Here is a 21187-nt window from a genome sequence, read left to right on the forward strand (position 1 = left end):
TGATAATGATAGTACATAATTTTTAGACCGTCCAAAATGACTGTCGAAACCAAAACAACCACTATAACCAATAAGACAAAGTTTAAAGACAAATAAACTGTCTAAATTTCCCAATGATTCAATAAAATCTGCTAAAATATACATGAAAGACCTGTATCCTTTCCTTTAATCTTCGTCGATTAAAAGGCTACAGGTCTTTTTCTCTATATTCAACTCAAAATGAATATTCCTAGAATTTTATTGACAATCTAGGAAAACCTTACACTAACAAATTAAGGCGCCAAGGCTGACAGCCATGATCCCAATAACCAAGGAAAACAGGATATATTCAACCGCCATCCGATAGCGACGTTCCTGAAGTAAAACCATTGTTTCAAGACTCATTGTAGAGAACGTAGACAGGCCACCACAAAAACCGATGGCCATGATCGCATACCAATTACTACTCTCTAAAGTAGTTGCTGCTAAAAAGCCTATCACAAAACATGCCAAAATGTTAATTATCAGTGTTCCAAACGGAAAATAGGAAGGTATCCGTTTTTTAATAATTTTTGTTAATTCATATCTGGTAATAGCACCGACACTTGCCCCTACCCCAATCAAACTAACGGTCATCATTTGGCATCCTCCTTTTGTGGATATATCTTTTCACCAAATTTGATTCCCAACCAAGCACCAATTATGCCGCTCAGAATACTTGCCGTGAGATAAACAAAGCTCAACAGATAATGATGATTTCCTAATAATTTAAATATTTCTAACGAAAATGAGGAGAAAGTTGTGAACGCACCAATTAATCCAGTTCCCAGCCCCAAAGTTAATCTTTGCGAGACTCGTTCATTTAAACTCCAAGTGGTGGTTAACAAGGCTAATAAAAAGCTGCCCAGAACATTAATTAAAAAAGTGGCAATCGGGAAATTATCCAATGAAGGAATTAATTGATCAAGTTCATATCGCAAGATACCACCTATAAAAGCAAATACGCCAATAATTAATTCATCCATTAAACTGCCTCTTCTCTAATTTACTGCAAAACATAACCTCAAGTTTATCAAAAATCTCTGTTTATGAAAAGGCTGAAAGTTTTCATAAATGTTTCATAGTTTCAAAAAAGAACTGTATTAGTGTTTGACCATTGATATAGTCCACACTAATGCAGTTCTTTGTCACATTTCTATTAAGGAGAGTACAGGATTTGAACCTGCGCGCCGGTATTAGCCGGTTCGCCGGATTTCGAGTCCGGTGCATTACCACTCTGCCAACTCTCCAAAGTACTGAACCAGTATACCAAAAAATTGTACACTTGGCAAAAATTAGTCAATTGTAAATACTATTAATTGCCATCAAACCTATAATGCGCGTAAAATGAGAACCATAAATATGACTATAGGAGAATAAAATGTATCAGTTACTAACAGATTCAGCCGTTGACCTGCCTTATCAACTTCTTGCGGATAATGATGTAAAATTTATCTCCATGCACGTGACAATTGATGGAAAAGAATCTATCGATGATCTAGAACATAACTTTGATTTACCAAAATTTTATCAACAAATTGCAAACGGCGTGATGCCTTCAACCACACAAATTAATATCGGGCAATTTATTGAATTTTTTAAACCTTTTGTGAAGGCCAATGTACCTATTTTGTATCTTGGCTTTTCTTCTGGCTTAAGTGGCACCTTCAACAATGCGCAACAGGCTAAAAGAATGCTAGTTCATGCCTATCCGGAAGCAAAAATCGTCCTTGTGGATTCTTTAGCAGCGTGTTGTGGACAAGGTCTCATGCTGTTAGATGCAATTGACAAGCAAAAAGCAGGCATGAAAATTGACCAACTTGCGGATTGGTTAACCGAGAATCGTCTATATTATCATCAATGGTTTACCGTAAATGATCTCAATTATCTGTATCATGGTGGTCGTGTTTCGCGGACATCTGCAACTTTGGGTTCTCTTTTACAAATTAAACCAGTTATGGACGTGGATACTTTTGGCCACTTACGACCAGTTAAGAAAGTACGCACACGGCGACGGTCACTTGAGGCACTAGCTTCAAATACCGTGAGAGATCTAAAAAACACTGTAAATCCTCGAATTCTGATCGCAACTAGTGATGATAATAAGGCGGCTAGGACAGTGCAAACACAAATTCTGCGGCATATTCCAAACGCACAAATCTCACTGGAACACATTGGTCCCACTATTGCTAGCCATACCGGTCTAGGGTGCGTGGCAGTCTTTTCATTTGGAAAAACTAAACGTAAATAAAAATGCTACCTAAGTTCAGTGAGGTAGCATTTTTCATTCGAATTTATTTTCTTGTGTTGTCCTTACTTAGCCAGTCTCGATTTAGTCGCCCTTTTCCAGTATAGTTAGTATTTATCTTTTGCGCATCTAGCCCGCTATCTTTAAAAAGTTTTCGCATTTCTTCAGCCATATCGGCCTGCCAATTGGGGTTACTTCTTCTTTGATGGGAATACTTTTGACCAATTTCACGTTGTTTCTTTCGGAAATCTCGTAAATCAACATTGGAAAACTCTAAATACTTATCCTGATTTGCCGGTGAGAGTTGAGTAACCTCTTCCAGATCAGAATGATCATCCCGATTAAAAACGAATGAAATTAGCGGCAAAGTTAAATAGCACCATAAAGCCCAATTTGGCTCGAAATATGCCAAAATTAAAACGGCCACGTTAATCATACCCAAAGAGTTGCTATGATTCAGATAAATCTTATTAAATATTTTCTTGATGTCGATCGTATCATTATATTTTTGGTGAATAACCGAATAACTGACAAGCATAAACAGACCATTGACAATAAACGTCAGAATACCGTACGCCATAACCGTGTGACGATTGGTATCGACAGTAATCAACTTAGTAAATGTCGGTGTTAAGGACAAAAAGGCTAAGAAAATAAATTCTAAAATAAAAACATGATTATTCATAGTCTCTGCATCGTTATAAAGAATTGAATGTTGGTACCAGATGTTAGCAACAAAACAAAAACTAATGAAGAAAATTCCGATCGCCTTACCAAATTGTAAATATTCTGCTAAGGAATCATGCTGTGGCATTGGCAACTCCAACACCATAATCGTAATAATAATTGCAATTACGGCATCACTAAACATGTCCAGTCGTTCTTTTAGTTTTTCCATTATGTGCTGCTTCCTTTTCTGTATACTAATTTCAATATTCGTAAAATTAAACCTCATATGATTACAGTTCTAGAATACCCAAACACCTTATTTTCAGCAACTGCTCAGGTACAATTTTGAATCCTTAACTAGATTAATTAACCCGCAAATTGGTTTTCTACATATTCATGATACAACGGTAATGACTTAATCAGTTCTTGATGGGTTCCATGACCACTAACTTTTCCATCTTCAATAAAATAAATTTGATTAGCATCTACAATCGTGCTTAACCTATGAGCAATGACCAACGTGGTTCGGTTATGCATCAGTTTTTCCAACGCCTTTTGTACCATCATTTCAGATTCAGAATCTAAACTAGCCGTTGCTTCATCAAGCATGAGGATCTTGGGATCACGTAGAAATGCACGCGCAATGGCAATTCTCTGTCGTTGCCCACCTGAAATTTTAACACCTCTTTCACCTACTTGCGTGTCCAAACCATTTTCCATCTGTTCTACAAATTCTTTCGCATAGGCCATTTCAAGTACGTTCCAAAGTTGATCATCAGTATATTTACCTTTCAACCCATAAGTCAGATTATATCGAATGGTACCACTCATCAATTCAGCATTTTGACTAACTAATCCGATTTGATTGCGCCAATCTGTTAACTTAACATCTTCAATTGAAGTATCCCCAATTTTAATTTCACCTGCTGCCGGTTGATAGTAACGTTCCAACAAACTAAAAATAGTCGACTTTCCACCACCCGATGGACCTGCGAATGCAATTACAGTATTGGGTTTGGCAACAAATGAAACGTCTTGTAGAGCTGCTTTCCCTTTTTTATAAGTAAAGCTCAAATGTTTAACTGTTAATGTTTTGCCTTGTGCATCAACTGACTGACCTTCATCTTGAATTTCTTCTGTAGCTTCTAATAGTTCTTGAATTCTTGCAGTTGAACCACTTGCTTTAGCCATGCTGGTAAAAAACTGTCCCATGATCGCAAATGGTCCAATCATTTGAACTAAATACATAAAAAATGATATTAGCGTTCCAAAGCTCATTGTTCCTTGTGCCACTCGACTAGCTCCATAGATTAAAATACCAATCATCATCCCCATCATAACCATTTGCATGACAGGACCAGAAACGGAATCATAAATAGCTTCCTTAAGACCAATTTTATATAATTTATGAATTTTTTGATCTCCAGCATTTTTCTCTACATTTTCGGCCGTTGAAGCTTTCACCAAACGAATTTCGCCCATCGTTTCACTAACTTCGCCATTAAACTCAGCTAACGTATCCTGTCTAGCATGGGCAATTTTACGTGATTGGTTGGCAATAGGTAAAATGCAACGAACTACTAAAGGAACACCGATAAACATGATCAACGTCATTTTCCAATCCATAACTAACATCAAAACCAAGGCACCAACTAATTGCAGAATTGATGTGACCATATTGGGAACTGAATTAGCCAATAGATCTTTAACCTGTGAAGTGTCATTGACTAATCGTGAAGAAATTTCGCCTGATTTTGTTTCATCAAAATAATCGACTGGTAGTAACAAAACTTTTCTCCATAAAAATTGGCGTAAATTACTAACGACATTTTCTCCAAAGAAGCCCAAAATTGCCCCTGATCCAGAGCTAATTAGCGCACTCAAAACAAATAAAACTATTGCTAGAACAATTAAGTTCATATTAAGACTATGATTTAATTGATTGATTAACTGCTGAGCAACTTTGGGAACAATTAATTGCATTCCAGTTGCAATTAATCCTAGCAAGAGTCCAATCCCCAATTGCCAAAATCGTGGTTTAATCTCCTTAATCAAATGGGCAAAACTTTTAAAATTAAATTTCGTTTGTTTAGAACTTTTGTTTAGTGCTTGAAGACTCAAACTTCTGTTTTGCATCTCGATTTATCTCCCTTTTACCTTATTATTAATTCTCATCATGAAAGTTAAAACCTTGAGGAAACTTTCGATGATTTAAGGGACTAAATCCCCGAGAAGAATTAAAAAATTCTGACCATTTTCGTTTATCGTCCCACTTAGGCGCATTGTTTTCTAAATCAATCAATAGTTTTCTTAAAAGTCCATCTAATTGTTCCTGTTCATCGTTAGTTAGTGATTCGAAAAAGGAATCCGATAAATCATTTTTTAATTTTTTCGATTTTTCAATTGCATCTCGTCCTTCAGTTGTTAACGAAATGAAAGTAACGCGTTTATCTTCAGGAGAATTTGTCTTCTTTACCAGTCCATCCTCTTCTAACTTGCTCACTAACACACTAGCCGAACTAGGACGAATGTCCAGTTTTTCCACAATCTGCGAGTTTGTCAATGGTTCTTGTTGTGCCAATAATCGCAAGACACGTAATTGACCGCGTTGATTTGATTCTTGACTGTCTTCTGTTTGACTGCTTCTAATTGCAGCTCCCACAAAAAATCGCTGTTGAAATAAATGACCAAATAAATTTAATAATTCTTGAGAGTCTTTTGCCATGTTGAATACCTTCTTTTTTTATTTAGTTAGTTTCACGGGTACTGTAACTAACAAAATACATTCTAATTACTTAGTTAGCTTTTGTCAACATAAAACTAACTATTCAATTGCCGTCTTTTTCATATTAGTGTACACTAATATGTAGAGGAGATGAGAATCATGAGTATTGCTCAACAAAAACTGATTCATGCTTTAAACAATGATGTCAGGTTAGCCATTTTAGAAAATTTAAAAAATGGTGCTCAAAACGTTACAGAACTAACAAACAAAATTGATTCAAGTCAATCGAATATTTCTCAACATTTGGCCTGTTTACGCGATTGTGAGTTAGTTAAGCAAACACGAAAAGGTAAATTTTATTATTATCAACTTGCCAACCCTAATATTATTCAACTTTTAACTGAACTGGATCGGGTTATCGACAGCCTGAACTGGCCAGAGAAAACTATTTCGGTAGCTTGTAAAAGTAATATGCCTTAATCAGCGGAAAAGGAGTTATAGATGACAAAAATAATTCTATCTGGCGTAACTGCCTACATCTCAACTAGCATTGACTATTTAATTATCTTAATGTTAATTTTTTATCGCACAAAATCCAAAAAAGAAAGAATAACAGTTTTCTTAGGTGATTTGCTTGGAACCACTGTATTAGTCACACTGGCCTTGATTTTAGCCTTTGTTCTCCATTTTATTCCCGCTGATTGGATCCTTGGTCTCTTAGGACTCATCCCCATAGTTATGGGATTAAAATTACTTACTGACGATGACGACAACACAAGTACCATTGTGAATCAGACTCTTACCACTCATCGAAGTTTGCTTTTAAATGTCATGATTATTACAATTGCCACTTGCGGAGCAGACAATATTGGTATTTATGTTCCTTTTTTTGTCACTCTTTCAATTTCCGAACTACTCATTGTTTTACTGACATTTGTTGTTATGTTGACATTTTTTTGTTATTTTGGCTATCTATTAGTAAAAGTTCCGGCAATCGCTAACCTATTAGAAAAATATGGTCGATGGATTACAGCAGCTGTTTACATTTTACTTGGTATCTACATCATGTTAGAAAGTGGCACTTTTACAAAACTTCTCACTTTATTATAAAAACGGGCCTAAAAATTTTTGCTTTTTCTGGTTAGGTATTAGTTAATTTAATTCCAATAATGCTCACAACTAATAATCCGACAAACATCCATGTCAATGGCGACAGTCGATCTTGAAATAAAATTACCCCAATAATAATGCTGCCTACTGCACCAATTCCAGTCCAAATAGGATAAGCAATACTCAAAGGCAAAATTTTAGTTGCCCGCGATAAAAAATAAAAACTTAAAATCATGCCAATAACTGTGAGAACTGTAAAACCAATTTTTGTAAAACCTTGGCTGTATTTCATCGTTGTCGCCCACAAAGTTTCGAATAGACCCGCAATAATTAATTCAATCCAAATCATGTTTTTTCTCCTAAAAAAACGCAATTGTAAACTTCTTCACTTGACCTTACGAAGTTTATAATTGCGTTTCTGCACCCGGTGGCGCTTTTTATTATTTTAATCTGTTCATTGTAACACAAAATTCATAGCTAACTAAACTAAAATTTGCTTGTACAACCAATAACCAACTGCAAAAGTTAAAATATCAGCGATTGGTTGGGCAATAATTACACCAGTGTAACCAAACAACGCTGCCAAACTAACAATCGAAATACCAAAAATGATTCCCTGACGAGAAATCGACATTATCAAAGCCCCCATTGCTTTACCAGCAGACTGAAAAATAGTGGTAAATACAAGGATGGCCCCAGTTAACGGAGCCGTGGCCAGTAACAAACGAAGCATAGTCGTTCCCATTTTAATAATCGCTGTATTATGCATAAATAATGCCATCAATTGTGGTGCAAAGATCATCAGTATCACTGCACAAATTAACGCATAAACGACTTCAATCACAAAATCAAATTTAACAACCGCTTTAAACCGATCTGTATCTCCAGAACCATAATTATAGCCTATTAATGGTTGTGCTCCAAATGCAAATCCCACCATTATTAACATAACCACCATATATATTTTCAGGACAATTCCCATCGCTGCAATAGCGTTAGCACCATATGGAGCCAAATAATTGTTTAAAAGCATTATTCCAAAACTTTGCATAAAGTTAGTCAAAGAAGCCGGAATCCCAATATTTAATACGTCTTTAATTGCTTTTTTTGAAACATAAATTTTTTTTATTGATAAGGAAAGGATCTGGCAGTCCTTTATCATGAAAATAACAAGTAGTGATGTATTAACGACATATCCAATTACATTTGCTAAACCAACACCGAGGGCTCCCCAATGAAAACTGAAAAGAAAAATTGGATCCAAGACAATTGTTAATATTGTACCTGAAAGTGTCGCAATCATTGATTTAGTCGCTAAACCTTCTGTTCTAATGATGTTACCCGGAACTAGTGAAACAATGATAAATACGGAACCAAGTGCAATCATTCTGTAAAAATCTGCCGCATATTGATAGGTTTGCGAAGTCACACCCATCAATCCCAGTATCGGACGTTCAAAAACCAACATAACAAGCGTCAATACCAGACTAAATACAATAGCACTATAGAAACAAAAACTACTAAGATGTGCACTGTCAACATGCATTTTTTTGCCCAATAACCGTGAAATTGCCGCACTACCGCCCAAACCGAAAATATCACCAATGGCCAACATAAAAGAGAACAAAGGTGTACCTAAAGCAATTCCAGCCACTAAGTCTGCATTCCCTGTTTGAGCCACAAAAAAGGTGTCTGCCAAATTATATATCATACTAGCAACCATTCCTAAAACCACAGGAAGTGCTAGTTTCATATATACTTTTGGAATCGGTGCATGTGCGAATAAATAATCTAAATTCATAAAATAATTCCTCAGTTTCATAAGTTTCATAAAAAAATCCCCAGCCAAATTAGCTTTTGACACAGCTAACTGCCTTGGGGTTTAATAATTAATTTATGTTACTATTCTTAGATTAACATTGTTTTTTACCTTTGTCTATCTACTTTGAAACCGTTTTAAACGATCACTTTAACACTTTATACTAAAGTTAAATCACAAAAAAGGGTACGCATAACACTGAAGACAAAATGAACGCTAACCATTTATTTCAAATGTCATTTAACAAAACTTATCCAAAAATTGAATTACCGCTTTAGCCGCCAATCGCCCTGAATTCCAAGCAAAGGCACAACTAATTCCCTCCAAAGTGGGATAAGAAGTATCATACATGCCACTAGCATCATTACCAGTAACATATGCACCTTTAATTGGTTGTTTATTTTGTTTCAAAGCTTCCAGTTTAGCATTCGTTTCAACCCCACCAATGGTCCCTAGAGATGTTGAACGCGCCTTAATTGCATAAAATGGTCCTTTAGCAAGAGAAAATTGTAAATACTTATTGGGTTTATAAAAATCAGTATCTTCTTTTTGATTAACAAGCGAATTATAATGTTGAATTGTCTTTGCAAAATTCTGACGAGAAACGTGGATTTGATCCGCTAACTCATCAAGTGTTTCAGCTCGCCAACCGGCTTCTTTTTGAATGGCTTCTTCTAGATCAGCATCAATTTGAGAAAATGGTCCAACTTTGTGTGTGACCTGTTTATGGCTTAGGCTTGCAAAAGTTCGTTCAAATGAATCTGTCCAGTTAAGTGAATGTTCCGAAATGTAATCCACAAATTGTTGATCTAAAATAATATAGTAGTAACCACCAGCTGTGTACGTGGCATTTCCCCACAAAGCAAAATCGTAACAAACACTCTCGTCTACAAAGCGTTTACCAGCCCCATCAACCCATAAGAATGGTAAGTTTGTTAATGAGAAAATCGTCTCATTATGCCATTTATGATTTTGAGGAGAAATGACTGAAGCTGCATGGTTCTCAAACACTCCCATATGGCGAGTATCTGCGCCTAATTCCGCTAGCATTTTTATGCCATCTCCAGTAGCTTTCCGTTCTCCCATGCTGTACAGATTGGTCGGATCAATAGTCAAATAACTTTTTACGAGACCTTGATTGCCAATAAAGCCACCATCCGCAACAACCACTGCTGAACACTCAATGATAAAATCCTGTTTTTCTTGATGAACCTGAATACCACTAATTTGATCATCTTTTTGAATAAGCTTGGTGCCGGCTGTTTTTAAAAGGAGACGCCCACCATGAGACTTAAAATTTTGCATAAGACGATCAAAACCCGCAAATTTATCAATGTACTGATGATAAACCTTGGGATGACCTTGGTGAACTTCTTGCGTATTGTTCACGAGCTCTGTTTTTAGTCCTCTTTTTTCTAGCCAATCAATTGTGGAAGCTGATTCTTCAAGAATTGCCTTAACTAACCCCAGATTGCTTCGATAGTGGGTGTAGTTGGCCAACTCTTGATAAGCTTGTTTGATCGTATATTCAACACCGGCAGCCTTTTGTTGCGCACTTTCAACCGCAAAAAGTCCTTGAGCGCCAAACATCCCCGCACCACCGAATTTATCACCCTTTTCAAGCATGATAACTTTGGCACCTGCTTCGGCTAAACTAACACCAGCTGCAATACCAGCAGCTCCGGCTCCAACAATTACAACGTCGGCTTCCATAATTTAAGATCTCCTTCTTAAGAATTTTATTAGCTTTCTTAGGTATTCCATCTTTAGTGTAACAAAACATGTTGATGAAAGGCAGACATTAATTACAATTTATTTCAAACTAGGCCTACCAATAATGTAGACATCCGGTCTTCAAAATAGTAGTAATTGAATCAAAAAAGTTCTCGGTAACGTACACGTCCAGCAAAATTGCCGCGCGAATCATCGAGAACTTTTAAGCTTATGAACAATTTGATTTCTTTTTTTAATACATTGCCGCTTCAATATTCATGATTTTCCAGTCAGCGGCGGCAATCTTTTCTACATGTAAGGTCAATTGTAGTGGCCAAGTATTGCGACTACCATGAATACTAGCATCAACTTTACTTTGACCAATTAAATCTGCTTGGCGACTATTTTTCATATTCACTGTTACAGCTTCTTCGGTTGAAGAAAAATATTGCATTTGTTTTGTCTTAATTTCTTCCAACCATTTTTGCTTACTTTGAACCATTCCCGTCATGTGAGTTAGCTGAAAATTATCATCTAACAACATTCCAAGCTGTTCAACGTCTCCGGCCACCATATACTGATTATGCTCCCGATATAACTGAATAATCTGTAATTCATCATCATTTCCCATATTTTTCATCCCTTATCGACATCAATCAATACCACATTTGCTTAGACATTACGGACGATTAATCCCTAAACTATCACGCGACCCAAATTTGTCATCATGAGCTAAACGAACAACTAAATCAGCAATACTTTTTCTAGAAACATCATGACCACCAAATGGTTCTCTTCTTTTAGTTATCTGATAATTCGTATCGTCACCATTATCAAACCATCCTGGTCTAATAATTGTATAGTTTAAGTCTGAGGCTTCAATCACATCAGCAGCATCGCGATAATTTTGTAAAACAGGATTTGACGCCAAATTACCGTTGGCCTCAACAGAAGTTGGAATCTCATTATAAATTCCCATCGAAGTAATAAATAAAAGGCGCTTCACTGCTGATTGATCCATTGCGTTTACTAACGAGGTTGCCATTTGGCCTAAATTACCACTTAACGCGGCAAATACTGTATCTTGCCCCTTCAATGCCTTGAGTAAAGTACCTTTGTCTGTAACATTACCAGTGATTGCATTTTCCCGACTTGCATCCAGCTTTCCCAAACGACGTGTATTTCTAGCCATTAATGTTAATTTATCAGTAGTGTTTTCCAGAAAATATTTTCGAGTTGCACTACCAACTGAACCTGTTGCACCAATTATCAATACATTTGCCATTACTAAGTCCTCCTTGAGATTCAATTAAATTACCTGATTTTGTGGATCTAAAACCAACGATTCTGACAACAAGATCTCGCTAAATAAATCATAAATATATTCAGAATTAACCATATGATTTTTGGCCAGATCATAAAGAAATTTGCGCTCCGCATCAAATGCTTGCATTAAAGCTCGTCTCTGTTCGACACTTTGAATGCTGGTCAAAGTTGTTTTGTCAGTGGTAACTGAACGCCATTGATTGAAAAAAGCATTTAATGTATTTTTTTGAACCTGATCACGCAAATCATAAATCACAATTTCACGGACTTTGTCACTGAGCTTCATTGTTTTTACATGTTGAATGCCAACGATAACAAGCTCATTTCGAAGAATTTTCAACTGAGTTGCTTTGTTCAACTCATCTACATCTACAGGAAGGAGAATTTTGAAAATAACCGTTGACATTAACATACTCAAAATAATGACCACCGTCTCAATAAGGATAATTTCGTTAAACAAGACTTGTGAAATACCATTGTTCAAGATCGAAAAAGTCATCGCAAGGGTCACTGTTCCGTGAACACCACCAAGTGCAAATAACACGGCTGTCCTGTTTGTACAGTCAACAATAAAAAACCGTGCATATACATAGCGAACAATTAATAATAAGAAGTAAACTAAGCCACCAATGATCAACCAACGTAACGAATTACTAATATTGTGTCGTTGATCAAAAATAATTCTTTCCAAACTAAGGCCAAGGACAACAAAAACAAAACTATTTAAAACGGCGTTTGAAAAATTAACTAATTGCATGCCTAAATGCATTTGTCGTGGGGATGAAAAACGGCTCCGAGTCGTTTCACTATTATGAACCAGGCCTGCTGTTACTACTGCAATAATACCGGAAACGCCCACTTTTTCGGCAAGAAAATAAATACAGAATGGTGTTAATAAATAAATTAAAGTTTGTGATGAAATAACATTTGCGGAAGACCGCACCAAAAATTGTCGAAAGGCCATAATCATTAAACTTAGAATAGTTCCTAAAGCGATACCACCACCTGCTGAAAAAATAAAAAGAAAGACATTTTTTTCAAAGGCTACTTGACCGGTTTGCAACCAAAGAAAGGCGGCCTGCAATAAAATAATTCCGGTTGCATCATTAAATAATGATTCCAGTTGTAAATTTTTTTGATTCTATTTTCAATTGTTCGTCCCTCAATCACTGAATCAAAAGCCGTGGCATCCGTAGGGGTACTGATTGCGGTTACAACCAAGGCTAAAGGAATTGCTAGAGAGAATATCCGACTAATCAAAAGTGCTGCTAAAATGGCCGATGCAGCAGCTAACCCCACCGCAGTTCCTAAAATATTAGTAATTTTATTTTTTACCAACAGAACCGGGGTACTTTGCCCCTCAAAAAATAATAGTGGTGCAATGATAAGCATCATAAAGATACCATCGTTAAAATCTAAAATTAGATGATTAGTGAACGGAATAATTCCCAGAATAATACCGGCAAATAAGTTAACGTAAGTACTAGAAATATGTGGAACAATTTTTGCAAGAATATCACTAATTGCAACAGTAATCAGAATAACAAAAGACGATAACATTAATGACATGTAAAAACTCCTCTCAGTCCTTACAACGGTTAAAAATGTGTGTTTAGAAATGCGTTTAGAAATGCAATCAATTAAACTTTAGTTCTCAATAACATTTTAATTTTTATTCGACTCATTTTTGTCTTTGTGTTGACGTTCAAGTTCACGTAATTCCTCTTCACTTGATTGAACATGATCATAAAAATGATTTAGTTTAAAATGTAAATGGTCAATCGCCGACTGTAAATCATCACGTTTTTCTTCCATCTCTACCATTTGTTCTTTCAACAGTGCGATTTGTTCCTTAGTATTATCTTCTTGATCATCAAATAATTGAATGTAACGGCGCAAATTCTCAATACTCATTCCGGCCGCTCGCATCTGTTTCACAAAATTAATACGTCGAATAATGCGTTCATCGATTTCGCGATTACCAACCTCACTACGATCAATGACAGGAATTAAAGTTTCTTTTTCATAGTATCTTATCGTTGCCGAAGAAACTCCGGTTTTTTCACTAGCTTCTTTAATATTCATCTTAATTCTCCTTATTATTAACTGTTCATTCTTATCAACAACTACATCATAATACTTTAAGTATATTTAATAACGAACAATAAATTTCAGCTAAAGGTTGAAACTACAAAGGCACATCTCGTTAACTGATATAAAAGCGTTTATGATAACAAAATTAGATTAAATTGCCGTCTTCCAGCAAATTCGGGCTGGAACGTAGTGGGCACGACTTAGAGCCGAAATGCACGTCTCTAAGCTCGGCCTTATTCTTAGTAATTTATTACTTAGAATAAGGCCGAGTTTGAAGACAAGCGCACCTCTTGGCTTCAAATCGTGCCCACCCCGTTCCAGACCAGGTGAGCCGTAGGACGGCAGTTAGGACTCTGTTTGTAAACTAAGTTGGTTAACGTCAGTTATTGAAGTAATTTTTGATGCTTTCAACCTTTAAATTTAAATTTCAGTTTTAAATTATTTTCAGTTATTCCTTAATATACATCAATTCATTTTTTTATTTATCCTTTTTTTGGCACAATCATAATAAAGGTCAGCAACAACGCCAAAATAAGAAAAATCACGCCACCTCGTAATGCCCAATCAGTGCGACTAACTAAATCACTTGAACCCGCAAAAAATGTACTCAAAACAACTAAAATGGCCAACCCTAATGAACCACCAACTTGATGAGCAACATTCACAATTCCAGAAGCAGCTCCCGCATCTTGAGCATCAATCTGAGCAATACCAGCAGTTGTTAATGGACTTAAAGCGGCTCCTTGACCTGCTCCTATTAGGATCATTGGTAAAGCAATTGCCAAAATATAATTACTACCATTTCCAGCAAAACTTAACCAGAACATTCCGATAATCGTTAAACTAAGTCCAAAAACGAGCGTCATGCCGTTTCCAAATTTCGCAGTTAGTTCGGATACTTGTAACGCACTGATGAAATTTGCAATAGTCATTGGGAAAAATCCTAATCCAGCCATTAATGGAGAAAAACCATAAACTTCTTGTAAGAACTGCGTAATAAAGAACCAAAACGCCATCATGGCACCAAGAAATAACAATCTCGCTAAATAGGCGCCTGTACGCTCAGAGTTTTTAAAAACACGTAAGGGCATAATGGGTTGCTTTAGCTTCACGCCAAACAAACAATGCAAGTAAAACAATCGCTAATCCAATCCAGTACCAAGCTGAAGCACGATCAGAAAGGAGTAAAATACCATATACCAAACTAATCATGCCAATCAATGACAGAACTGAACCAAGACCATCAAAAGAACCTTTTTGTGATTTACTGGATCGCACAACCTTAGTTGACCAAATAAACATGCCAATGGCAATTGGTACATTAACAAAAAACGCATAGCGCCAACTTAATAAGCTTGCGAACAACCCACCAATAACCAAACCTAAACTGGCTCCAATGCCAGCCACAGCACCATAATCAGCTACAGCGCGTATTCGTTTTTCTCCGGTCGGAATACTATCCATTAATAAGGCCAAAGTAGATGGTGCTAATGCGGCGGCTCCAGCACCTTGAAATCCTCGCGCAATAATTAACCAAATCATGTTATTAGCCAGGCCTACCAATAAGGAACCTAAACCAAAAATAATCAATCCTAAGTTAAAAATTCGTTTTCGTCCGGCAATATCACCTAGGCGACCGCCGAGTAATAATAGGCCACCAAAAATAATGGTATAGGCGTTTTGAACCCAAGTAAGATTAGCCGTTGATAAATGTAAATCTGTCTGAATTTTCGGTAGTGCCGTAATCACCACTGAAACATCTAATACGGTCATAAAATAACTAACCAAAACGATTGATAAAACTGTAAATTCATATTTTGAAAATTTACTTTGCATATTTGTTCTCCTCATTTCTTGTTTGACTACAAGAAAGAAGTATAAAGGGTTACAGTAACTGCAAGGCAAGCTTTTTTTGAAAAAATTTGGTAAACATTTTCAAAAAAGTGTCATGCATTTTAAAATTAAAAATACATGACACTTTTCTATCACTCAATATTTTTTTATTTAATAAACGGGACGATCTGAACCTTGAGTTGCTGGATCAGCGATTCCCAAGCTATCCTTAAAGCCAAACTTCGGATCAGCAACAATCTTCAACACAACATCTGCAATGCTTTGACGTGACCCTGACACCCCATTATATGATTCGTTTTTATGAGTTACCACGTACTTAACTTCATTACGATCATTTAACCATGGCAATCGCAGCGTCGTATAATTTAGCCCAGAATCGGCAAGTAATTTATCAGAATTGATGGCAGCCTGTAAACCACTCATTACACTTTGACGATTCCAGCGTCCAAACTCACCAGGAACTTCGTCATAAATCCCTAAAATATTTGTGAAAATAACTCGCGTCACATTGTTAGCTTTCATCGCCTCAATTACATTCTTGGTCCAAACATTATTACTAGTGTGGTCAACAACAGCGACAAAAACCACATCTTGTCCGGCAACAGCATCATTTACATCATTTTTATCGTCTAAACTACCTTCAATAATCTTTACACGAGAATTATCCGTCAAATCGCTTAGTCGTGAACTTCTACGTAAAAATAAAGTAAGTTCAACATCTTTGAAAGCTGTTTCATTCAAAATTCGTTTTTCAACAATTTTAGCAATTTGACCGTTTGCTGCCATAATTAATAATTTCATTTTGTATTCCTCCGATTGATTTTTATTTCAATTCTTTTTAATCATTAGTTCTTTGCCTCATAAGCCAATTTTTCATTCTCATAATTAAGTGTATGATCTTCAAAGTGGTCTATTTTAAAATCAAGATATTTAATTGTTTTTTCAATTTCTTTGCGTTGCTCATCTAAGTCCTGCCGTTGATCTATTAATAATGATTTTCGCGAATTCGCGGTTTGTTTTCCTTCTCGATATAGTTTTACAAATTCAATCAATGCTTCAATTGACATACCAGCCTTTCGTAAAGCTTTAATGTAGAAAACCCAATTCATATCACGTTCACTATAATCCCGATAACCACTGTCATTACGTTTAATTTCAGGCAATAATCCTAAACGTTCCCAATAGCGGAGCGTATCTTTAGTTAAATCGAATTTTTTACTGACACCATTAATATTCATCGTTACTCGCCTCTTTGTTTTAAACAATTTTTTCATTACTTTGTTATTCTAAACCCTTGTGTGAACTCCAAGGCAAGAGAAAAATAAAAGATCTCCCATTTATTCTATAGGAAATCTTTTTAATTTCATTAATCAGGATCAGTTGCCACTAAACCACCGGCTAAATTAGCCATATTAGGTTTATCAGCCGTCACAATTAATTGTTCATTCACAAAAGCATTTAAACCTAACTGACTCATTTCACGGCCATAGCCTGAGTTTTTAACACCGCCAAATGGTAAATCTGGTAAGGAGGCCATAAAGTTGTTAACAAAAACCATCCCGGTTTCAATTTGACTAGCTACTTTAGTTCCACGTTTAGGGTCGCCACTAAAGACAATTCCACCTAAACCTAAATCAGAATCATTGGCCAGATCAATCGCTTCTTGATCACTATTCACCTTGTATACCTGGGCTACGGGACCAAACATCTCTTCAGAATAGACAGGATTATTCTTCTCAATATTCGTCAAAATAGTTGGTTGGAAGAACTGTCCAGGCAAATCTACTTTTTCATTACCATAATAAACAGTGGCGCCATTTTCAATTGCCTTATCGACTTGGTCTTGTAATTTTTCTTTTGCGCGTTTGGAGTTCATCGGTGCCAAAGTTGTTTGACTATCCATTGGATCTCCAGGCTTAACGTTTGCAAAATTCTCTTTTAAATTTTTTAGAAATTGATCATACAAATTAGCCGATACAATAAAACGTTTCGATGAAGTACATACCTGACCCGCATTATATAATCGTGCTCGCCAAGCAATATCGGCCACGCTATCAATATCTGCATCATCCAAAACGATAAAGGCATCGGTGCCTCCCAATTCCATCGTATTTTTCTTCAAGTTTTCACCAGCAGTTTTTGCCACACTCCGACCACCACGTTCGGAACCGGTTAAGGCAACTCCTTGTACCCGTGAATCTGCAATAATTTCACTAACTTGATCATAACTTAAGAACATATTCTGCAAACTCGCATTTGGTGCAGCAGATTTCTTAATTACATTCTCAAACGCAACTGCAGATCCAGGTGTATTTGAAGCATGTTTCAGAATCATGGGATTACCTACCATAAAGTTTGGTGCAAACACACGCATAATTTGATACATTGGAAAGTTCCACGGTTCAACCATCATTAGAACGCCCAAAGAATGTTTTTGAATTTGAGCATCACCCGTGGCAATTGTTTCTATCTTAGTCGGTGCTAATAATTTTGTACCGTGATCCGCAAAGTAATCCGCAATCATTGCACAAAGTTCTACTTCACCTTGAGCTTCACGATATAGTTTTCCCATATCAGTTACCATTGCTTTAGCAAGTTGAGCTTGATGGTCACGAAAAAGTTGGGCAATTTCATGTAACTGATTTGCACGACTTTCTGGTGTTTCATGCTCCCATTTTTTAAATAGCTGATGGCCAGCAGAAAGTGCGTTTTCGACGTCATCGGCCGTTGCATTAGGATACTCTTTAACAAGTTCATTTGTATAAGGATTGATTGTTTTATATGCCATTATTTTCCTCCATATTTAAATAGGTTTACTCTAATTAATTTAAAAATGTCACTCTAATACTAATGTAGCACCATTCTTCTTTGCTAATTTTTCAATTACATCAATTGTATCGGCTAACGGTGTCGATGCACTCGTTGAAAATGCTACAACCTCTTTGCCAGTAAAATCCACTTGCTCAAATAAACTATGGATGATCATTGGCGGTTGAGACCACCAAGTCGGATAACCCACATAAATTTTTGAATACTTGCTTAAGTTTGGTAGTGGATTCCCCAGTTTCGGGTGAATCTGATGATCCTTTTCATTTTGTCCAGCAGCTACAAGGCCATCATAACTAGTTGGATAAGGTACGGCTGGTTGTAATTGAAAGATATCAGCCCCAATCCTTTGTTGTAATTTTTCTGCAGCCTTTTTAGTAGTTCCTGAAACTGAAAAATAAATAATTAATGATCTTTTGGCCGTCACTTTGGCCACTTCCTTTCTTAATTACAAGATCATCATAAACCTTCGTGTGGACTTCAAGGCAACAATTAGTTTCAAAATATTTTAATTTTTTTAATGTATACTAAAAATATATAAAAGAGGAGGTTACCATTTTGAACAAAGAACGTTTAGCAGCTTTTACCGATGCTGTTTTAGCTATTATTATGACTATTTTAGTCTTGGAATTAGAAAAACCCAAAGAAGTTAACTTGGCTGGACTTTGGGCTCTACGTGCAAACTTTTTTGCCTATACTTTATCCTTTTTTTGGTTAGGATTAATGTGGACGACACATCATAACAACTGGCATGCAGTCAAAAAAGTATCTAATTCAACCGTATCTTGCTCACTCGTCATGTTATTTTTAGCTTCATTTTTCCCTTATACAACAAGTTTAGTTGCCACAAATTTTAATAATGTCACCGCACAAGCATTGTACGGTATCATTGCCCTAACCGTCTCGTTTAGTAATATGGCAATTTCACATTCTCTAAAGAAAATTAATCCTCAAGCACACTTTGGTTGGTTATACTCGTTACCAAATGAATCGGTTATTTTAGATGTGGTAATCAAACTGATTGGTCTAATTATTACCTTAACTATTTACGCCCCTGCAATGATTTATGCTATTTTTATTGACATATTTATAGTAGGTTACGCATCCCGTCATCAAACTGGTTTTTTGAAATAAAAAGTAACATTTCAATTGATTTATAATGCTTGAGCTAGGTAGTATATGTTAGTACAAATAGTTTAGATTTGGGTTGTTTAAAGGATATATTAGTCTATAATTTAACTATAAACAAAATTTTGAATTTGAAATGAGATGTATAATATGTATTATTTTATTACCAGTATGCTCGACTTTCATCTTTCTGGAATTGAGCATGCACAAATTAAACGATTAAATTTATTTCATGAACATCATGTTGACGCACAGATTTTAACTATTGACTACAGTACAATTCAACATCAGAACATGAATACCTATAAATTAAATAGTTTGGATCTAATTAATTTATTTGACTATTTTCAAAAAGCAACAAACTATCATGGTCATCGAACAAAACTGGGTGATATATCTGCACCTCGTGGTACACAAATGCGTCAAGAAGGTAATTTATTCAAATTTTTCAGACAAGACCATCTTTTAATGCGTGTGGAAGTTTGGCATGACAGGTATGTTCATCAAATAACTTTTTATGACATCTTTAATAATCCTACTCAAATTGATATTTATGATCAACGTGGCTTTTTAAGCCAACGTCAGCTACTTGGTTTTGATAACCGACTTGCACAACGCCTTTATTATGATATTGATGGAAAGCTTGTACTTAAAACTAATTTCACAAATTCAAATGAAAATTTCTTTCAATTAGTTAATTACAAAGGTAAAGACTACTTTTTTACTTCCAAACAAAATTTGAATACTTTCTTTTTTGATGAATTAGCAAAAAATGACAGTCAGCAAACAACGTTTATAGTAGATCGCAACTTTATTGTGGAATCGGCAATTTTCAATATGAAAGCCCAAGCTCGGTGCTATTTCTATACACATAATACAGTGGTAGAAGACGCTAATGATCCTCAAAATAGTAAACCATTTACAACAATTAATGCATACTTAGCGCATCAAAGTAGAGTAAATGGGCTTATTTCACCCACTCAGCATCAATTAGATGACATTAAACAACGATGGCATCCAAAATTTAAACAATATCAAATTCCAGTCGGATCAATTTCAAAAAAACAATTAAACGCAACACCAGTAAAAACGTCTGAACGAATACCATACAAATTAATCAATGTTGCTCGAATTCATGAACAAAAACGTCTTGAAGACACAATTAATGTTTTTAAATTAATTCATGATAAAATTCCAAAAGCGACTCTTGATATACATGGTTATGTTAACGATGTCCCCCTAAGTAAAAAACTAATTTCATTGGTAAATCAATTAAACTTGAACTCTGCGATTACCTTTAGAAACTATTCATCAGATATAGATCAAATTTATGATACTGCTCAGTTATTTCTTTTTACTAGTCGTTACGAAGGTTATGGATTAGCAATTATGGAAGCCTTGTCTCATGGTGTGCCTGTAATGTCTTATGATATCAACTATGGTCCAAACGAAATTATACAATCAAACTATGATGGTTTTTTGTTTAAACAGAAAGATATTTCAGGAATGGCAAACCAAGCAATTAAACTATTACAAGACCAATCGCAGTTACAAATAATGAGTACTCATGCTTATGCCAGTCGACCACAGTTTTCAAATGACGCTGCCTGGCAAGCATGGTTACCAATCATAAATGAGCGTAAGGAGGAGAATTAGT

The 21187-nt window shown here is 35.8% G+C and carries 24 protein-coding genes and 1 tRNA gene; 5 read left to right on the forward strand and 20 right to left on the reverse strand.

Annotation, left to right across the window (positions count from 1 at the left end):
* Positions 1–264: 264 nt before the first annotated feature.
* The 3 genes from crcB to IV87_RS06960 form a co-directional block, all read right to left on the reverse strand.
* The gene (gene crcB, locus IV87_RS06950) at positions 265–618 is read right to left on the reverse strand and encodes a fluoride efflux transporter CrcB (RefSeq protein WP_057806783.1); all 354 of its coding nucleotides are present in this window, start codon (positions 616–618) and stop codon (positions 265–267) included.
* Complete coding sequence (locus IV87_RS06955) at positions 615–1004, reverse strand: fluoride efflux transporter FluC (protein ID WP_057806785.1); 390 nt, start codon at positions 1002–1004, stop codon at positions 615–617. Before IV87_RS06955 ends, crcB begins: the two co-directional genes overlap by 4 nt.
* A 176-nt stretch (positions 1005–1180) precedes the next feature.
* Positions 1181–1268, reverse strand: a tRNA-Ser gene (locus IV87_RS06960).
* 131 nt (positions 1269–1399) lie between these two features.
* On the opposite strand from IV87_RS06960, the gene IV87_RS06965 reads away from it, so the two are divergent.
* Complete coding sequence (locus IV87_RS06965) at positions 1400–2269, forward strand: DegV family protein (protein WP_057806787.1); 870 nt, start codon at positions 1400–1402, stop codon at positions 2267–2269.
* A gap of 43 nt (positions 2270–2312) precedes the next feature.
* Here IV87_RS06965 and IV87_RS06970 read toward each other — a convergent pair whose 3' ends face one another.
* From IV87_RS06970 to IV87_RS06980, 3 genes are all read right to left on the reverse strand, one after another.
* Positions 2313–3164, reverse strand: a complete 852-nt coding sequence (locus tag IV87_RS06970; protein ID WP_057806788.1) for a TMEM175 family protein — start codon at positions 3162–3164, stop codon at positions 2313–2315.
* 137 nt (positions 3165–3301) lie between these two features.
* Positions 3302–5071: an ABC transporter ATP-binding protein gene (locus IV87_RS06975; protein ID WP_057806791.1), complete on the reverse strand. Its 1770-nt coding sequence runs from the start codon at positions 5069–5071 to the stop codon at positions 3302–3304.
* 28 nt (positions 5072–5099) lie between these two features.
* Positions 5100–5660 carry a MarR family winged helix-turn-helix transcriptional regulator gene (locus IV87_RS06980; protein ID WP_057806793.1) on the reverse strand — a complete coding sequence of 187 codons (561 nt, stop codon included), beginning with the start codon at positions 5658–5660 and terminating at the stop codon, positions 5100–5102.
* A 159-nt stretch (positions 5661–5819) separates the two neighbouring features.
* Between IV87_RS06980 and IV87_RS06985 the strand changes: the two genes are divergently transcribed.
* Positions 5820–6140, forward strand: coding sequence for an ArsR/SmtB family transcription factor (locus tag IV87_RS06985; RefSeq protein WP_074693928.1), 321 nt, complete (start codon positions 5820–5822; stop codon positions 6138–6140).
* 21 nt (positions 6141–6161) lie between these two features.
* On the forward strand, positions 6162–6770 hold the full coding sequence (locus tag IV87_RS06990) for a CadD family cadmium resistance transporter (protein ID WP_057806797.1): 609 nt from the start codon (positions 6162–6164) through the stop codon (positions 6768–6770).
* Positions 6771–6801: 31 nt separating this feature from the next.
* Here IV87_RS06990 and IV87_RS06995 read toward each other — a convergent pair whose 3' ends face one another.
* The 14 genes from IV87_RS06995 to IV87_RS07050 all read right to left on the reverse strand — a co-directional run bounded on the left by IV87_RS06995 (position 6802) and on the right by IV87_RS07050 (position 18829).
* Positions 6802–7119, reverse strand: coding sequence for a DMT family transporter (locus tag IV87_RS06995; protein WP_057806799.1), 318 nt, complete (start codon positions 7117–7119; stop codon positions 6802–6804).
* A gap of 132 nt (positions 7120–7251) precedes the next feature.
* Positions 7252–8571, reverse strand: coding sequence for an MATE family efflux transporter (locus tag IV87_RS07000; protein ID WP_057806801.1), 1320 nt, complete (start codon positions 8569–8571; stop codon positions 7252–7254).
* Between the two features lie 258 nt (positions 8572–8829).
* The gene (locus IV87_RS07005) at positions 8830–10302 is read right to left on the reverse strand and encodes an FAD-dependent oxidoreductase (protein ID WP_177159943.1); all 1473 of its coding nucleotides are present in this window, start codon (positions 10300–10302) and stop codon (positions 8830–8832) included.
* Positions 10303–10555: 253 nt separating this feature from the next.
* Complete coding sequence (locus IV87_RS07010) at positions 10556–10933, reverse strand: nuclear transport factor 2 family protein (protein ID WP_057806804.1); 378 nt, start codon at positions 10931–10933, stop codon at positions 10556–10558.
* Between the two features lie 48 nt (positions 10934–10981).
* On the reverse strand, positions 10982–11587 hold the full coding sequence (locus IV87_RS07015; protein WP_057806806.1) for an NAD(P)H-binding protein: 606 nt from the start codon (positions 11585–11587) through the stop codon (positions 10982–10984).
* Positions 11588–11611: 24 nt separating this feature from the next.
* Entirely contained in the window at positions 11612–12712 is a 1101-nt protein-coding gene (locus tag IV87_RS07020) for a cation:proton antiporter domain-containing protein (RefSeq protein WP_236698982.1), read from the reverse strand.
* On the reverse strand, positions 12673–13197 hold the full coding sequence (locus IV87_RS11225) for a cation:proton antiporter (RefSeq protein ID WP_236698983.1): 525 nt from the start codon (positions 13195–13197) through the stop codon (positions 12673–12675). Before IV87_RS11225 ends, IV87_RS07020 begins: the two co-directional genes overlap by 40 nt.
* Before the next feature lie 96 nt (positions 13198–13293).
* A complete protein-coding gene (locus IV87_RS07025) occupies positions 13294–13713 on the reverse strand; it encodes a MerR family transcriptional regulator (protein ID WP_057806808.1) in 420 nt (139 codons plus the stop codon).
* A gap of 491 nt (positions 13714–14204) precedes the next feature.
* Complete coding sequence (locus IV87_RS11230; protein ID WP_236698984.1) at positions 14205–14813, reverse strand: MFS transporter; 609 nt, start codon at positions 14811–14813, stop codon at positions 14205–14207.
* Positions 14794–15558, reverse strand: coding sequence for an MFS transporter (locus IV87_RS11235; RefSeq protein ID WP_236698985.1), 765 nt, complete (start codon positions 15556–15558; stop codon positions 14794–14796). Before IV87_RS11235 ends, IV87_RS11230 begins: the two co-directional genes overlap by 20 nt.
* A gap of 168 nt (positions 15559–15726) precedes the next feature.
* The gene (locus tag IV87_RS07035; RefSeq protein WP_057806811.1) at positions 15727–16377 is read right to left on the reverse strand and encodes an NAD(P)H-binding protein; all 651 of its coding nucleotides are present in this window, start codon (positions 16375–16377) and stop codon (positions 15727–15729) included.
* Positions 16378–16421: 44 nt separating this feature from the next.
* Complete coding sequence (locus IV87_RS07040; protein WP_057806814.1) at positions 16422–16814, reverse strand: MerR family transcriptional regulator; 393 nt, start codon at positions 16812–16814, stop codon at positions 16422–16424.
* A gap of 128 nt (positions 16815–16942) precedes the next feature.
* Positions 16943–18364, reverse strand: a complete 1422-nt coding sequence (locus IV87_RS07045) for an NAD-dependent succinate-semialdehyde dehydrogenase (protein ID WP_057806816.1) — start codon at positions 18362–18364, stop codon at positions 16943–16945.
* A gap of 48 nt (positions 18365–18412) precedes the next feature.
* On the reverse strand, positions 18413–18829 hold the full coding sequence (locus IV87_RS07050; protein WP_057806818.1) for a flavodoxin: 417 nt from the start codon (positions 18827–18829) through the stop codon (positions 18413–18415).
* Positions 18830–18960: 131 nt separating this feature from the next.
* Between IV87_RS07050 and IV87_RS07055 the strand changes: the two genes are divergently transcribed.
* Together IV87_RS07055 and IV87_RS07060 are read left to right on the forward strand one after the other, a co-directional pair.
* Positions 18961–19536: a TMEM175 family protein gene (locus tag IV87_RS07055; protein WP_057806821.1), complete on the forward strand. Its 576-nt coding sequence runs from the start codon at positions 18961–18963 to the stop codon at positions 19534–19536.
* 144 nt (positions 19537–19680) lie between these two features.
* A complete protein-coding gene (locus IV87_RS07060) occupies positions 19681–21186 on the forward strand; it encodes a glycosyltransferase (RefSeq protein WP_057806823.1) in 1506 nt (501 codons plus the stop codon).
* The last annotated feature ends 1 nt before the right edge of the window (position 21187 follow it).

The organism is Pediococcus ethanolidurans (assembly GCF_001437405.1).
Classification (GTDB): domain Bacteria; phylum Bacillota; class Bacilli; order Lactobacillales; family Lactobacillaceae; genus Pediococcus; species Pediococcus ethanolidurans.